Annotated in this window: 17 protein-coding genes; all 17 read left to right on the top strand. The window is 57.4% G+C overall.

Annotated features, from left to right (window positions below; translation table 11 throughout):
• The first annotated feature begins 142 nt into the window (after window positions 1–142).
• The 17 genes from OHL11_RS13035 to OHL11_RS12955 all read left to right on the top strand — a co-directional run bounded on the left by OHL11_RS13035 (window position 143) and on the right by OHL11_RS12955 (window position 15,642).
• Entirely contained in the window at window positions 143–1,099 is a 957-nt protein-coding gene (locus OHL11_RS13035) for a LysR family transcriptional regulator (RefSeq protein ID WP_263371936.1), read from the top strand.
• A gap of 118 nt (window positions 1,100–1,217) precedes the next feature.
• Window positions 1,218–1,559, top strand: a complete 342-nt coding sequence (locus OHL11_RS13030; protein ID WP_263371935.1) for a hypothetical protein — start codon at window positions 1,218–1,220, stop codon at window positions 1,557–1,559.
• Between the two features lie 15 nt (window positions 1,560–1,574).
• A complete protein-coding gene (locus OHL11_RS13025; RefSeq protein WP_263372077.1) occupies window positions 1,575–1,838 on the top strand; it encodes a VirB3 family type IV secretion system protein in 264 nt (87 codons plus the stop codon).
• On the top strand, window positions 1,819–4,188 hold the full coding sequence (locus tag OHL11_RS13020) for a VirB4 family type IV secretion system protein (RefSeq protein ID WP_263371934.1): 2,370 nt from the start codon (window positions 1,819–1,821) through the stop codon (window positions 4,186–4,188). The genes OHL11_RS13025 and OHL11_RS13020 overlap by 20 nt, the downstream gene beginning before the upstream one ends.
• A gap of 23 nt (window positions 4,189–4,211) precedes the next feature.
• A complete protein-coding gene (locus OHL11_RS13015; protein ID WP_263371933.1) occupies window positions 4,212–5,045 on the top strand; it encodes a TrbG/VirB9 family P-type conjugative transfer protein in 834 nt (277 codons plus the stop codon).
• A gap of 2 nt (window positions 5,046–5,047) precedes the next feature.
• Window positions 5,048–6,328, top strand: a complete 1,281-nt coding sequence (locus OHL11_RS13010; protein WP_263371932.1) for a TrbI/VirB10 family protein — start codon at window positions 5,048–5,050, stop codon at window positions 6,326–6,328.
• A gap of 15 nt (window positions 6,329–6,343) precedes the next feature.
• Window positions 6,344–6,577 carry a hypothetical protein gene (locus tag OHL11_RS13005; protein WP_263371931.1) on the top strand — a complete coding sequence of 78 codons (234 nt, stop codon included), beginning with the start codon at window positions 6,344–6,346 and terminating at the stop codon, window positions 6,575–6,577.
• Between the two features lie 224 nt (window positions 6,578–6,801).
• Window positions 6,802–7,587 carry a hypothetical protein gene (locus tag OHL11_RS13000; RefSeq protein ID WP_263371930.1) on the top strand — a complete coding sequence of 262 codons (786 nt, stop codon included), beginning with the start codon at window positions 6,802–6,804 and terminating at the stop codon, window positions 7,585–7,587.
• Window positions 7,588–7,595: 8 nt separating this feature from the next.
• Complete coding sequence (locus OHL11_RS12995) at window positions 7,596–7,865, top strand: hypothetical protein (protein WP_263371929.1); 270 nt, start codon at window positions 7,596–7,598, stop codon at window positions 7,863–7,865.
• Between the two features lie 17 nt (window positions 7,866–7,882).
• The gene (locus OHL11_RS12990; protein WP_390236442.1) at window positions 7,883–8,797 is read left to right on the top strand and encodes a type IV secretion system protein; all 915 of its coding nucleotides are present in this window, start codon (window positions 7,883–7,885) and stop codon (window positions 8,795–8,797) included.
• Between the two features lie 180 nt (window positions 8,798–8,977).
• Window positions 8,978–9,772, top strand: coding sequence for a VirB8/TrbF family protein (locus tag OHL11_RS12985; protein WP_263371927.1), 795 nt, complete (start codon window positions 8,978–8,980; stop codon window positions 9,770–9,772).
• On the top strand, window positions 9,769–10,737 hold the full coding sequence (locus OHL11_RS12980; protein WP_263371926.1) for a CpaF family protein: 969 nt from the start codon (window positions 9,769–9,771) through the stop codon (window positions 10,735–10,737). The genes OHL11_RS12985 and OHL11_RS12980 overlap by 4 nt, the downstream gene beginning before the upstream one ends.
• 500 nt (window positions 10,738–11,237) lie before the next feature.
• The gene (locus OHL11_RS12975) at window positions 11,238–11,612 is read left to right on the top strand and encodes a single-stranded DNA-binding protein (protein ID WP_263371925.1); all 375 of its coding nucleotides are present in this window, start codon (window positions 11,238–11,240) and stop codon (window positions 11,610–11,612) included.
• A gap of 92 nt (window positions 11,613–11,704) precedes the next feature.
• A complete protein-coding gene (locus OHL11_RS12970; protein ID WP_263371924.1) occupies window positions 11,705–12,652 on the top strand; it encodes a RepB family DNA primase in 948 nt (315 codons plus the stop codon).
• A gap of 24 nt (window positions 12,653–12,676) precedes the next feature.
• Window positions 12,677–13,003 carry a hypothetical protein gene (locus OHL11_RS12965; RefSeq protein WP_263371923.1) on the top strand — a complete coding sequence of 109 codons (327 nt, stop codon included), beginning with the start codon at window positions 12,677–12,679 and terminating at the stop codon, window positions 13,001–13,003.
• A gap of 187 nt (window positions 13,004–13,190) precedes the next feature.
• The gene (locus OHL11_RS12960) at window positions 13,191–13,604 is read left to right on the top strand and encodes a plasmid mobilization protein (RefSeq protein ID WP_263371922.1); all 414 of its coding nucleotides are present in this window, start codon (window positions 13,191–13,193) and stop codon (window positions 13,602–13,604) included.
• Window positions 13,585–15,642 (top strand): type IV secretion system DNA-binding domain-containing protein, encoded by a 2,058-nt coding sequence (locus OHL11_RS12955; protein WP_263371921.1) that lies wholly within the window; start codon window positions 13,585–13,587, stop codon window positions 15,640–15,642. Before OHL11_RS12960 ends, OHL11_RS12955 begins: the two co-directional genes overlap by 20 nt.
• The last annotated feature ends 1 nt before the right edge of the window (window position 15,643 follow it).

Raw genomic sequence — 15,643 nt, 5'->3', positions numbered from 1 at the left:
CCTGACAGCGTATCCAGAGACCTAAACGAAACTAATTGACTCCCTAGGTTCGTAGATGAACGATTTAAGGTGCAACATCGACTCTCGTCCCCCCGAGGGAGATGTGGAGTCTTGACGTCACTGCCAGCGGAGTATCACGGCCATGTCAGACATCGTCGAGTTTCGTCATCTGGAATATTTGGTTGCGATTGCTGAACGCCGTAATTTCAGCAAGGCCGCCGAGCATGTCCTGCGCTCACAACCTGCGATCAGTCATCAGATCAAAATGGTCGAGGCTGATATTGGATATCCCCTCCTGATACGTGACGGACGCAACGGGGTTCATCCAACACCTGCGGGTGAGTTTGTGCTTGCATGGGCAAGAGTCGTACTCCCGCAGAAGAAGGAGACGTTCCGCATGGCAAAAGCCATACATGACGGAACTGTACCGCCTCTCCGCATGGGCTTCTCTTCCTTCGTGAATAGCTTCCTTCTCGACAACTTCCGTCTCGTGTATCAAGGGATGTTTCCAGACTGCGAGATCCAGCTCTCTGGGACAGATACGCAGCATGTTTTGGAGAGATTGGAAGCAGGAACTCTCGACTGCGCTCTGCTCCCGATGCCTGTCGACAGAGACCGCTGGGATGTTCGCGAGGTTGCACATTCGCCGCTGGTCATCTGTATGCGTGCGGACGATCCCCTAAGCACTCAAGCGCAGGTAGACATACACGAAGCGGCACCCCGATTGAAAGTCTTCCGTGATCCCGAGCTGCATCCTGCTGCGCATGCGCGCCTTTCAGAGATGTTCTCCGAACTGGGTATCGAACTGCATCTCGCAAGTTCCGCTGCCACTCCGACGGACATACAAATGATGGTCAAGCAAGGCTACGGACTCGCTCTCATCGACCAGCTATGGCCACTGGATGCAGGGCTGGTTGCAAGACCGTTAGCGGGGCTGAAATGGACAGCGGATTTTGCTTTCGTTACATCGAGAAGTCATAAACACATGGCCTTGATGTTCATCGAGCGCTACCTCGACGAGCATGGTCTGGGAGACCATCGGAAGCAGCCGCAACCCGCTGCGGTTCGCCGTCCGAAGCAGCTCACGCTCGTTGGTTGATTGCCCATCTATAAACACAATCTTGGGCACTATAAATATTAGGTCTTGGACTTGGTAAATCTCACCGCATTAGCTTGCGTGACATGGCGAAGTAAAACCTGCCATCAGGAGATTGCCAATGTCACGAAACCGTCCCCTCTGTAACCGGCTTTTCCAGCACTCCCTCCGTGCAGGGCGTTCACTTCTCCCCGCACTCTTCACCCTCGCGTTTGTAAGCGTAGCGCACGCCCAAGGCACCATCGACATGAGCGGCGCAACGACGCTGATGTCGAGTTTTAAGACCTTCGCGATGTATGCCGGGGCTGTCATCTGTTTGGGCGGCCTGATCTTCGCAGGCATACGGATGATGAGTGGCCGCTTCTCCGAGGCCATTCCCGGACTCTTCGGCGCGCTGTTCGGTGCCGGAGTTCTCGGCTGGGGAGCCGGATGGATAGGCTCGCTAACCGGGCAGTCGATGTAGGAGGTGACATCGGCTATGACCAGGCGAGGAGAACCGCAGGCAATCAATCAGGCGCTGAATCGACCGAGAGCCAAACTTGGTCTCGATCTTACAGCATGGATGGCGATCTTATTCGTCTGCGCTGCGGTTTTCCTCGTTGGGTTTCGATTGCTGGCCATGCTCGCGTTTCCAACGCTTGCAGTCTGTGCATGGCTGGTCGTGCGCAAACACCCAAAGATGTTTCAACTGTGGGGCCTGAGTCTGGGCCAGAAGAGCTACTATGACCCGCGCAAATACTGAGCAGATCAAACCAGTTCCGTGGTTCGCCAAAGCTGGCGCGGCGTGCAGCATCGTGCCGATTGCGCGCTTTGTGAGTGAGCACATCTTCGCGCTGAAGGGCGATGGCTATGGATGCCTGTTCACACTTGCGGGCATCGACGAAGAGTGCATGACGGAACAGGAGTTGGAGTCGCAGCTTCGTTCGCTTGAAGGAGCGTTGCGTGGACTGCCGGAAGGAGCTTGCCTCTATCAGTACACGCGCGTGCGCTCCGGCTTTGAATTGCCACGGCAACAAACCTACACAAACCCCGTCACGCAGGTATTCGTAGACGACCGCCTACGCTTCCTCGAAGCGTCGGCGGGATTTCGCCGCATCGACCTGCACTGGTGCCTGACCATCGAGCCGGAGAAGTTGAAAGCGTTCGAGAGCAAGCCGCAGGAAAACGCAGCGTCCACTACGCGGATGCTGGCGGAGTTGGAGAAGACTGCATCTCTATTGGCTGGCAACCTCGGCAACTCGCTTGGGCTTCAGCTACTCGATAAGCAACAGGTATTTCAGTTCTTCTCATATCTGTTCAATCTCGAAAACTGGGCGGAACAGGGACGGCTTCGCACAGACACCGGCGTGGACCGTCAGATCGTGCAAGCACCTGTCGCATGGAAGGAAGACCATCTCCGCATCGGCAAGCGGTACGTGCAGATGTACTCGCTGAAGGCGATGCCGGAAGCATCGCGGCCTTGCTTATTCGCAGACCTCGCACGGCTCGATTGCGATAGCGTGCTGTGTTCGACATGGCGGCCCAAGGCCGCCAGCACCGTTCGCAAGGAGATCGACAACCAGGAGAAGTTCATCAGCTTCTTCAAAGTGGGCGTGCTCACGCGTGTGATGGCCGGGCGCGATACGGACTCACTGGACGAAGGGGCGAGCGCACGCGCGGCCAACCTTCAGGTCGATGACCTGAGCGAAGTGGTCCGATCGTTAGATAAAAAGGCGCAGGGTGAATACTCGCTCCGTCTACTGGTCGCCACACGGAGCGCAGAGACACTGCGCAATGTCGCGCCCTCTGTGCATCGCGTCTTCGTGGAAGCCCGCGCACAGGTCATGGAAGAAACGTTGGGCAATCTCTCCGCGTTCTATGCCATGTTCCCAGGCAACGGCAAGTTCAACGTCTTTCCTCTGTGGCTGGCGGAAGACCATCACGCACGTCTCTCTTCGATCTTCGCGCCGCACCTCGGGCATCCCCACGCGGATGACCTGGATGCAGAGTATCTGAACGTCTTCGAGACGCGGACAGGCACACCGTTCTTTCATGATGCGTATGTGGATGGTGTTCGCGTGCAGCTCATCCTCGGGCCTACAGGTTCAGGCAAAAGCGTGGCCGGGAATGTCACCATCGCGCACGAGCAGAAATACGGTGGCTTCACCTACATCTTCGACATCGGCGGCAGCTATGAGAGCGTGGTCGAGTTATACGGTGGCCGCGTTGACCGCGTAGGCAAAGATGGTCCACGCGTAAATCCGTTCACGCTGGAGCCTACCGAAAGCAATATCCAGTTCCTCTATTCGTTTGTAAAGCTGCTGCTCACCAACGGCGGTGCCGAACTGGAGCCGGAAGATGATGACGTGATCCACAAGGCCGTGCAGGATATGTACCTGCTCGACCTTGCAAACCGCCGCCTGTCGAATCTCTACCTACCGAAAAAGCTCGACCGCTACTTGTCGAAGTGGGTTGGACGCGGTGTGTACAGCGCTATCTTCGACAACGTTGAGGACAGGCTATCGCTCTCGCGCATCCAGTGCTTCGACTTTCAGGGCGTGAACAACGCGCAGTATGCCGACCTGATCGAGCCGCTGATGGTATGGCTTCTGCACCGCATCAACGATGTCCTCTTCAACCCTGCGAACTTGGGCGTCCCCAAACACATTTTGATTGAAGAACTGTTCTCCAGCATGAAGAACAAGCAGTTGCTGGATGCGGCATTGGCTTCCATCAAAACTGTTCGCAAGAACCTGGGTGGCGTGACCATGATTGGCCAGTCCGCCGAAGACCTCGGTGAGAACGCCGATAGCATCGTCAACTCCTGTTCGTCATTCCTGTTCCTGAAGGACGCCACGTTCAACCGCAAGCGGTATGCGGAGCTCTTCAAGATGAATGAGCAGCAGCTCGCACTTTTTGAGAGCTTGCAGGACCGCGAGGCCCTGTACATGCGCCGCGATGGATTGAGCAAAGTGATTCGGCTAAACCTCGACAACCGCACCTATGCGGCTGTCTCCACCAAGCCGAAGGATCGCGTGCGCCGTGCGAAGTTGATCGAGAAGTACGGGCTTACTGATGGCATCGCCCGTTTCGCAGCCGGAGAAGGTTTGTAACCACAACGAAAGGAAGTGAAACCGTGAAGCCTCTTATCCCCATCGTCATCGGCTATGGCCTTGCAATGGCGGCGTTGCCGCTCCATGCATCGGCCCCTGCTAGCCATCCTCTCCAGCCGAGCGCGCCGCGCACGGTTGCCGTCTCCGAGACGGAGACACCGCCTGTCGTGCGTGCCGGGTTGTTGCAGTCCACGTTGATCGTGCTTCCCGATCAGGAGAAGGTCGCTAACGTCTACGCCGGGGACACGGTGGGCTGGGTCTTCGATGCCGGTCACGTCGCTTCGCGATTCATCAGCGTCAAGCCGAAGATTGCCAATGGATCGACGGACATTCATATCGTCTCCGACCACGGCAACGAGTACACCTTGCAGTTGCGCGAGGTCTCTGCCGACGCCGACGACCACTATGACTCGAAGGTTCTCATCGCCCCCAACGATAAGGCCGCGAAGGATCGGCTCACGCAGATGCCGGTGTTCGTTCCTGCCGCCGATTTGGAGAAGGCGAAGCAGGAGGCCATCGCTGCGAAAGCTGCCCAGGCTTCGGAGTTAAAAGCGGAACAGGCCAAGGAAGAGACCTACCGCAGCCAGTATCCCGGCTCACTTCACTTCGATTACGCCTGGGATGAGAAAAAAGGCAAAGAGCTGGGCTTGCAGCAGATATGGCGCGATGACAAGTTCACCTACCTACGCGGCCAGTTTCAGGAGACGCCCGCCCTCTACGAGGTGAAGGATAAGAAGCCCTCCCTAATCAACTTCGATTTCTCAAACGGCCTGTACACCGTGCCGAAGCAACTCGATAACGGCTATCTCGCCATCGGCAAGCAGAAGGTGGAGTTCCACCGGACGGGAGGTCGGTAGTCATGACAGAGATCAACGAAACCGTACAAGAGACTACGCCCGCCACCGTTCCCGAGCAGCCGGAAGCAAGGCCACCGTTCAAGAAGAGTATGCCTGTCGTCATTGCGTTGGTTGCAATCATTGCAGTCATAGGCGTCGCCAACCTTTCCAGTCTGGTGAGTGGTAATAGGAAGTCGGCCCCACAAAGCAGCCTTGCGATGACGCCTTCGACCTCGAATGCCCAGCAGGTGAAGAGCTTCACCGCCCAACAGCAGTTGCAGGCACAGCGTGACGCCGACGCGCTCCGTCATCAGCAGGAGATTGCCGCTGCGATGCAGCAGCTTCAGGCATCGCAGGATGTTCCCGGTCCGGAGAGCGATACTGCTCCGCCGATGACGAAGGCACAACGGGACAGCATCTACGGCAACAGTAGTAATGCGCCGCAGCATACGTCGAACGTCTCCGAGGCGCAGGCCGAAGCGAAGCAGAAACGGCTTGCAGCCGAGAAACAGAAGGAGGACGCGCTCAATAGCGATACGGTGGCGATTGATTTCTCGACCGCTGGCTCCACTCCTGCTCCGCAGGTCGTTCAGACAGCAGCCCAGGGCAAACCCGCATCACCCAATGGCGATGCAGATGTGGTCCATGCGTCGGCGCGGCAGGCTTCACCTGCCGGCGACACCGCCGCGATGGACAAGTACAGCTTCGATTCCTACGACGGTCGCTTGTATCGGATCTTCGAGGGAACGGTGCTGGAAGGCGTTGTCACCAACCATATCGACGGCGGCTTCGCCGGACCGATCATGGTGATGCTGACGACCGACTACTACTCGCACGATCATCAGCAGCTTTTGATGCCGCAAGGTACTCGGTTGATTGGGAGCGTGCAGAGCGTCGGCAACGCGCAGCAGCGGAAGATGTTTGTGTCCTTCCATCGTGCCGTGTGCCCCGATGGCTTCTCCATCGACTTCGATAAGTATCTTGGCCTTGACCCGATTGGGACAACCGGCCTTGCGACGAAGGTGGACCACGGCTACCTGATGGCCTTCGGCGCAGCCGCCGCCATCGGTGGCCTGGGTGCGATGGCTCAGATCGGCAACAACGGTACCGTGTTCGATCCATCGACCCAGATACGGAATGGTATCTCCGCACAAACTTCGATGGAAGGCGAACAGGTTTTGAACCACTTCCTGAACCGTCTGCCCATTATCACACTCAAGGAAGGTTCCCGCGCTCGTGTCTACATCGGCAGAGATCTGCTCGTGCCGTCCTACGCCGACCACCATGTAGACCCAACGCTGTAAGGAAAGGGCGAAGCCATGTCAGCCGGATATGAACATCTTCTCCGCAAAGCACGCGATGCCAAGCACGGTGGACAACAGGCATGGGGCGTGCAGTCCACCGGCGAGAAGGTCGCTGTTGCCCTTGTCCTCAATCGTTCCGATTGGCTTGCCGTGATGGACTACACCATCGCCGAGGCTATCGAACGCAGCGGACTGGAATGGGTTTCCGTGATGCCTCGCATAGCACGGCAATTAGAGGAGGAATTATGACAAGCATGAAAATCGCATCGTCTTCGGAATGCCGCTCTGACCTTCGCAGGCGTCTTCGTCACTGCCGTTGTAGTACCACGCCCAGCGGTCTACCTATGGCTTGCAGCCGCCTCCCTGCAAGTGATCGAGGAGGTGAATGAACTGAGAACACACCCACTGGATAGATGCTTCGCCGTCTATCCCTGCCCTAACGACATCTAGGCCATGAATCAAGGAGGTGCCTCATGAAAGTGGTCCTGAACAAACGCGGGAAGTGGTTGCTGGGTGGTGCAGCTCTGCTGCTCACCGCCACGCCCAGCTTCGCACTCTTCGGGATAGGCGATATCGTCTTTGATCCCACGAGTTACGCGAGCCTGGTTTCGCAACTCACGACGCTGCAAACGCAATACACGATGCTGAAGAACAACATCGAGCACTTCTCCCTGAAGTCGCAGTGGCAAACCACACTGCACGCTCTGGAGAACGTCAACGTCCGCAACGTCTTCGGAGAGACGAACGGGATGACGACGGCGCTGAATAGCAACTCGCCGTCGGCGTCCAGTACCGCATGGACTGCGGCCTCTGTGCCTCTCTCCAGCGATTCGACGACGTATCTCCAGACCCAGAGCATCGGCAGCTCGCAACTCTCGCAGCTTGCCATGATCGAAGCGTCGGATGCGGCGTCGCCGGACTGCATGACCGCCGTAGGCCAGTACCGTGCGGCGCGTGCAGCCAACACCACAGCCAATAGCTCTCTTGCTGGAAGTCAGCTTGATGGCTCTACCGCAACCAACAGCGAGGTCCAGCAACTCAACCTGCTGAATGCCGCTGAAGCCCAGAAGATGTCCGAGATGCAGTCGCAGGGTGCTCTCGCCACCTGCGTTGCTTCCCAGATGATGCTCACCAACATGCAGCAGCGTAATGCTGCTGCTGCCGACCTCAATACCGCCGCCTTCGTGCAGGTACAGCGTTCGACAAACGACGTGAGCGCCGCCAACGAAGGTAACACCTGGCAGACATACCTTCCGTAGGAGCGATCATGCTGAAGCTGCTTCAAGTGAAGTTGCTCGTTGCAATCCTTGCGGTGCTGGCAGTCATTGCCAGCACCGAGATTTACCGCGCGAGAGAAGCGCATCGTGCTGCCGAGGCGGCAGAGAAGACCGCCGCGCTAATGGAACAGCAACAGCGCGAACGTGATGAACAGAAGAAACAGGACGATGCTTTCCGCCAGCGCGTGGAACAACTCAAGAAGCACCACAATATGTCCGCTGGCAACGAAGGTGAAACCTGGCAGAACTATCTCCCGTAGAGGGGTGACGTATGACGATGATGTTGCTGCAAACGATGCCGAGCACAAGTTCCGGTGTGGACTGGCTCTACCAGTTCACGAACAACCTCACGGACCTGACAACGCAGAACGGTGGTGCGCTGTCGCAGTTTGGTGCGGTGGAGCTGAGCTTTATCTCGCTCTTCACGCTCGTCAGCATGGTGGTGAATTGGAACACCTCCGGGATGACACTGCGTTTTCATGCAGAGCCGGTGCGTGCCGGGGATCTCGTGAACTTCATGCTGCGGCTCATCATCTGCTCGCTGATGTTGAACTATTGGGTCAATCCGCTGCCCGGAGCAAGCTGGGGTCTCAACCACTTCTTTAGCTACATCGCGCAGGCGATGGTTGCGGCATTCGATCAGACTGCGCTCAACCAGCTTCTCGCAGCCTTGAGAGAGGCTGGGCTAAATACGCCGACGCCTTCCATGATGCAGCTCACACAACAGCTCTGCTACTTCCTCGTTGAAGGACTGCTCGGCGTCGCGTCTGCCATTCTGTTCGTCGTCAACTGTAGCTCGTTCATCTTCTATGGCATCACGGCGCTGTTTGGACCGGTCTTTATTCCGTTGCTGATGACACAGACCTTTCGCTCCAAGTTCTTCCACTTCCTCGATGTACTCATCAGCTTCGCGATGATCCGCGCCGTCGCTGCAGCGTTCATTTTTGTCTGGTCAGGATTCATGATTACGTTCTTGCAAAAGACCTTTCATGGGGACTATTCCATACCTATGTGGCTGGCGAACCTCATCCCGACAGTGATGGTGTTCATCGCCTTTATCGTGAATCTGCTCTTCATTCCTTCGATCACGCAGGCCATCTTTGGCGGGGCTGCTGGTGTTGCTGCCTCAGCCGCCAACGTCGCTGGCCGATCAGCATTGCTACTTGCTGGTGGCAAAGGAGGTGCAAAGTGAGTGATTGGTGGTTTTACATGTGGCTGCGAAGGGAGGGATACAGAATTCACCTTCCGTCGTGGTTTTTCAGTCTTCTGAAAGTGTGCTTTGTGTTGGTGCTGGTTGCAGGATTCATCTACGCCTTTATCGTCTTCCATGCGCTTCAGAAACAAGCCCTCAAGGAAAGGAGCAAACCGTCCCATGTCCACACACCGCGCAGCCATTGAACAACGTCTGACGCCCAGGCAAGCGATGCTGACCGATGAGGTCGGCAACGAGGTCTATGCCTCTCATTACGCCGAGCGAAAAGCCTACCGCATCATCATCGGTTGCGGGACGGTGTTACTGCTCGGTTCGATGGGATTGAACTTTGCTCTGGCGCATCGTCCGGTCGCCAATCGCTACGTCCGCATCGACGAGATGGGCCGCGCCCAGGCGATCCAGTACAGCGACTTGAATTACAGCCCACGCGAGGGTGAAGTCCGTAATTACCTCACAGAATGGGCCAACTATCGTTACACCATCAGCCGTGACACCATCGCGAAGAAGTATCCGCTCAACTATTATTTCCTGTCACAGGGATTGGCGTCCCGTCTGATGAATGAGGACAACCAAAACCACCTTGCTTCGCAGGTGGTGTCCGGCCAGGTCGAATCGAGTGACGTTCAGGTGCGTGATGTCACCATCACTTCCATGTCGGAAGAGCTGGTTCAGGGTGCGAAGATTGCTCGCGGAACGGCGCTGGTCACGCTCGACAAGATTTACTCCCAACAGAACTCCCGCAATCCCCGTACCGAGCATTGGATGCTCTCTGTGACGTATTACCTTGATCCCAAGCAGGTCAATGAACAGGCGAAGATCTTCCCGCAGTACGAGTTCATCAACCCGCTGGGGTTGACGGTCACGGAGTTCCACGAGAACCGTGTCTCCGTCGTGCCGATGACTCCGGCCAAGGCCGTTGCATCGGCAACGCCCGTCTCTGGAGAAATGCGATGAGCTTCGATCTCATCCTCCCGTTCTTTCCCGAAGAGTTGCGTGCTCTTCTGGTAGACCCGTCGATCTCAGACTTGATGATTAACGGGACAACGGGAGTGTATGCAGATCGTGCGGGTGTGGTCGAGCATATTGCGCTCTCCATGCCCTACACCAATGACCGCCTTACGGCGGCCATTGAGCGGGTGGCACGCCTGCTTGGGCAAGACCTCAGCGGCCAGAATCCCATCCTCAACACGCGCTTGCCTGACGGCTCGCGTGTAGCTGTCGTCGGGCCGCCCTCTTCGATCAATGGCCCGACGCTAACTGTGCGCAAGTTCAACCGCTGGTATACGAGCGATGAGCTGGTGGCATCGGGCAGTTTCCCCATGCACGTTCGTGACGCTGTTATCGCTCTTATTCAGAAACGGAAGAACGGCATCATCAGCGGGGGAACCGGCTCCGGCAAGTCCACACTCATGAAGGCGCTCCTTGACCACGTTCCGTTGCACGAACGGCTAGTGGTGATCGAACAGCCAGCCGAGCTAAAGATCGCGCATCCGAATGCGGTTCGATGGGAGGCCGTCGATGCGATTCCGGGCCAGGTTGCCATCACACCAAGCCAGCTTGTAGCGGCTGCATTGCGCCATCGTCCCGACCGCATCATCATGGGCGAAATCCGCGATGAATGCGGCTACGACCTGCTTCAAGCCATGAACACCGGCCACGGTGGAACCTTGTCCACCCTGCACGCCGATTCCGCGATGGATGCGCTGGATAGATTGGCGGACATGGCCTTGAGTGCGAGGACGAATCTGGACCAGGCATTTGTCCGGTCGCAGACCGGAAAAGCCGTGGACTTTGTTCTTCATTGCGAGCGCGCTGTCACGGGCTGCCGAAGAGTCCGGGAACTGATTACCGTCTCCGGCTACAGCCACGCGGAACAAGCGTTCCGTACTCAGGAGGTCTACCGTGCCTCCGACGCCTGATAGGCGAGCGTCCAGCTAACCGAATCCCAACTCGAACCGAGGTCACTCCGATGTTCATTCATGCGGCTCACAGAGCCGCACAGCCCAACTCGTCTTCAAACGCGCACAGCATGGCGTTACCGGCTTGCGAAAAACAGCGGTGGCAACACACATCCGTGTGCTCTAAGCCGTCTTCTGTGAACTGGGTTGCAGCGGCGAATCAGGCAGCGGATGGTGCAACGATGCGCCAGGCGAAGCGACGGGGTGATGTTGGCGCATATGGGTGCTTCCGTTCGTATCCCGTCCTCTGCGTCGGGTTCACGCTTCGGGCCCTTACCTGCGCCCTGCGGCAGGCTCGCTCTTCTGCTTCCGCAGCGCGGCCCTCCGGGTTACGGTTTCCACCTTCGGCGGACCCTCCGTAAATGCAGAGCTTCGGCCTTGGGAGCAGGGGCCACTCGCTCGCTTCGCGAAGGGTGACCCGAGCAGGATACGGGAAATACAACGAAACGGAGATCACCACCATGTACCAGAACAACATCACCCTCATCGGCTTTATCGGCTCTGACGCGGAAGTTCGCACCAACGGCGACCGCAGCCTTACGGTTCTCTCGCTCGCAACCAAGTCTTCGTACAAGAAGGAAGGCAAGTACATCGAGCACACCGACTGGCACCGCTGCGTTGTCTTCGGCAAGCTCGGTGAGTTCGCCGCCAAGCTCCAGAAGGGCGCACACATTCTCGTCGAAGGCGAGTACCGCAGCCGCAAGTTCACCAGCACGAAGACCGACACGGAGCAGACCGTGTGGGAGGTTCGGGTGAACAAGATTCTGAAGCTGGATCGCGCCGCCAAGGAAGCGGCGGAAGACAGCGAAGACGCTCCCGAGGAAGAGGCCGCATAGGCTCTCTTCCTATTAACCGAGAGGCCGGTTCATCCCGGCCTCTTCGGCTGCAAATCCCGTGACATCGCACTCGCAAAAAGAAGGTATCCAAGATGCAACAGATCGCCAAAGACTTTCTCACCCGTTGCTTCGCGCCCGGTGAGACGATTGCACTCCTGCTGCGCTCGGAGTGCGATGGCAAAATGCGCCAGCGCGTGGTGACCTTAGAGCAAGCCACCGACGTGCGCTATTTGAATTGGTTGGCGTATCAGAACCATCACGGCGTAAATCTCTATGCGGCCGCCAATCCGCTGCGCTCCGGCAGCCGCAGGCGGACGAAGGAAAGCATCATCGCTGTTCGCCATATCTATATAGATATTGACGTGGACGGCGATGCCCGCCTCGCTGCGCTCCGGGCTTCGGATGGCGTTCCGGTTCCGTCCGCCATCCTCTCCACATCGCCCGGCAAATACCAGGCATTATGGCGCGTCGAAGGCTTCGACTTTGCCACGCAGGAAGATATGCTCAAACGGCTCGCATCCGCCTTCGGCGGTGATCCTGCTTGCACCGATTGCAACCGAGTGCTTCGCATCCCCGGCTTCTACAACTGGAAGTACACGCCCGCGCACTGCGTCGCGGTCGAATACCCCTCCGATGCAACCTACCGTCCTGCGGACTTCCGGTTGCCGGAGAGTTCGGAGTTTGCCGCGCTGCCGCTACGTAGGAACACGCGGCTGAACGGTTCTCACAAGGACACTCATTCTGAGCACGATTGGGCGTGGGCCTGCCATGAACTTGCCCAGGGCAAGGATGCTCACAAACTGACGCATCTTCTTGCTGAACATCGCTCCGACAAGCCCAACCCTCTGTACTACGCGCAGCGCACCATCGACATTGCTTCGGCTCGTCAATGGCTGCTCGAAGGCGCCCCTCTCGAAGATGTCATCACGATGCTGCAAGTCCGCCGTGATGCCGAGCTTCCCGCCGCACAGTGCTGCGCTCGTGCGCGGGAGATTGCCACAACAGCGCAGCGCATGATTTCTCGCAAAAAGTTTGCTTGATCTTGTCACGAAAAGGAGAACGAAATGCCACTACTTGAAGTAGTCCAAACCAAACACCTCAGCGCCTCCATCCGGCTCACTGATTCAACTGCGACGCAGGTCGATCAGTATGCCGCATTCATCAAGGCCTCTGCCAACGATGTCGTCGAACAAGCACTCGCGTATGTCTTCTCCAAAGACCGCGAGTTTCAGGAGTTTCTTCGCACGCCCGAAGCGCAGCGGATTACGCCGACACTGCGTGTCCGTCGCGCCACGGCAAATGACGCCGCCGAACGGCCTGCACGCAAGCCCGTTTCTTCGGCATCTTCGCCTGCACAAGCACCTGCATCTGTGGCGGGATCAAAAGCATGATCCCGCTCCAAATCCTGTTCGGTGCTGCGCACCGGAAGAAGATTGACACTCCATCCCTCGGATGGGCGTGTTTTGAGGAAGTACGAAAACAACCGTTTACGCGGTTGTTTTTGAGGAGCTTAGCTCCGATGCGTAAACAACTGTGTTCCTTCCGAAAACTATTGTTTACGCACATTGAGGAGGAACTATGAATGCGCTTCAGAGAACCATCGCGCCTATCGAGAGCAGGCTTGCTCGGTCTATCGGACGCGCAGGGCGCGACCGCATGGCGAACGCGCGTGTTACCCAGGCGGAGCAACAGGAACTACAGGAGGCCGCTCGGCGTTGCGGACAATCACTCAGCGAATGGTCGCGGGACACACTCCTACGCGAGGCCCGCCGCGGTTCTGGTGATGCCGTCTTCACCGAACTGATCGCCACCCGAATGCTGCTTGTGAACCTTCTCAAACCGCTCGCACTTGGTGAGAAGGTCTCCGCCGCGTGGATCACCGAGGCCATGACGATGGTTCGGAAGGAGAAGCACAAGGCCGCGCAGGAGGTCATGCAGCAGTACACCCAGCAAGCCGGAAAGGAGACATCCGATGGCAACACAGTGGGGTAGAAAAGAGACGATCATCTGGCCGCCGCACGTTCCGCTGATGAGCTATTGCGCCATTGCGGCAGCGTTCTTGCTGACGCTGTTCTTTGCCTGGGAGCGGTACGCGTTTCAATTTCCGCCACTGCAGAAGGCATACATGACCGATTATGTCCGCGCGGGTGTTGGTAGCACTTTCCATGCGCATGGGAGCTACCGCCTTCTGTACCTCGGCGGTTTGAAAGCCAAGCCTCGTCTTGCTCTGCCCATCGACTTTGCCGAAGGAGAGATGAGGTTGCCTGATGGCAAGCAGATGCCGTTCGCACTGGCGGGACTTGCTCAGGCGCAGGGCTATCGTTTCCCGTTCCGTGGCCCCGTCGCGAAGTTGGCTGACGCCTCTATGTATCGCTGGCTGCGTGGCGCCATTTTTGATCGCAAGAGCCCTTGGCAGATGTTCGTCGTGAGCTTCTTGGAAGGTGGGCTTTGCCTCGTATTGTTGCTTGCTTTGGCGGTTCCGAAAGACATTCGGCGTTTCAAAGAAATGAAGTATGGCCGCGTCCTTCGCGGTCCTCGCATGCTCGATCCGAACGAGTTCAACAAGGCGCAGAAGGGCGACGGCCTGGGCTTTAAGACCACGGAATCCGGTCGCATGATGCGGATTCCACTCCATAAGGAAGCGCAGCATCTCCAACTCATGGGCGATACAGGAGTTGGCAAGACGCAGCTCATCATGCAGTGCCTTCGCCAGATCAGAGGCCGGGGTGATTCTGCCATCGTTTATGACCCGGCATGTGAATACATTCAACGGTTCTACGACGCTCACCGCGGGGATATCGTCCTCAATCCACTCGATGCCCGATGCCCTTATTGGGGCCCTGCGCAAGAGCTGGAATCCGAAGATGAAGCCTACGCCATTGCCACGTCTCTGTATGCACCGAAGACCGATAAGGTCGATGAGTTCTTCCACGAAACGCCTGCACAAATCTTTGCTCATCTGCTGAAGCGCGGCCCGACGCCACATCAACTTGCTGCTTGGATGTCGAGCGATACAGAGCTAATGAAGATGGTGGATGGTACAGAAATGGCTTTCTATATAGACAGGAAGGCCGGCCCTCAGCGAGCGGGTGTTCTGTCATCCCTTGGATTGGTCGCCAAGTCGTTTCGTATGCTGCCAGAGCGCGACGAAAAACGCGCTGTCTGGAACGCGCGTACCTGGTCAAAGACACGTCAGGGATGGATCTTCATTACCTCCCGTCCACCGGAACGAGACACCCTGCGTCCCTTGCATTCACTGTGGATTGATTTGCTGGTGATGCGACTTCTGACGGCGCCGCAGCCCGGACAAAAGCCGGTATGGTTTGTCATTGATGAGCTGGCCAGCTTGCAACGATTGCCTCAACTTCATACGGCCATCACGGAGAACAGGAAGTCGAAGAACCCGCTCATCCTTGGCTTTCAGGGGAAGGCACAGCTTGAGGTCATCTATGGCCATCTGGCGGAGGTGATGCTCTCGCAACCCGCCACCAAGATCTTCATGAAGACAGCAGAGCCGAAGGCCGCCGAATGGATATCAGAAGCCATTGGAAAGGTCGAAAGTGAGCGGCTGAAGGAGACGAAGTTCGACGGCACGCGCTCCGGCCACAACTTCACTGTCGAGCGTCAGATCGAACCCTTGGTCATGGGTTCCGAGATATCCGGTCTCGATGACAGACACGCCTATCTTAAGCTGGGCAACAGCGTGGCGCGGTTCGCCTTCGACTACATGGACCTGCCGACCCCGACGCCGGGTTTTCTGCCACGGAAGACGGCAGGAGGACTCCGCTTTAATCCGGATACGTTGGAGCAAAACCCGACAGGGCCCACACCAGAACAAGAACCACAGGAGCAGGAAGACACGCCTTCGGCGACCGAAAGCGATGGACCGCATGATAAGGAACGTGCCCCGATCGCGTGGCCTACTCCCGCCGCCGTGCAGCAGGCAGAAGAGCTAACACCTACGCCGTCAGAGGATGAGGAACTTGGAGAAGAACAGGCATTAGGCCCCGCCCTCATCCGGGAGACGTAGG

It is taken from the genome of Granulicella cerasi, assembly GCF_025685575.1.
Classification (GTDB): Bacteria; Acidobacteriota; Terriglobia; order Terriglobales; family Acidobacteriaceae; genus Granulicella; species Granulicella cerasi.
This window is presented reverse-complemented; position numbering and strand designations above follow the sequence as displayed.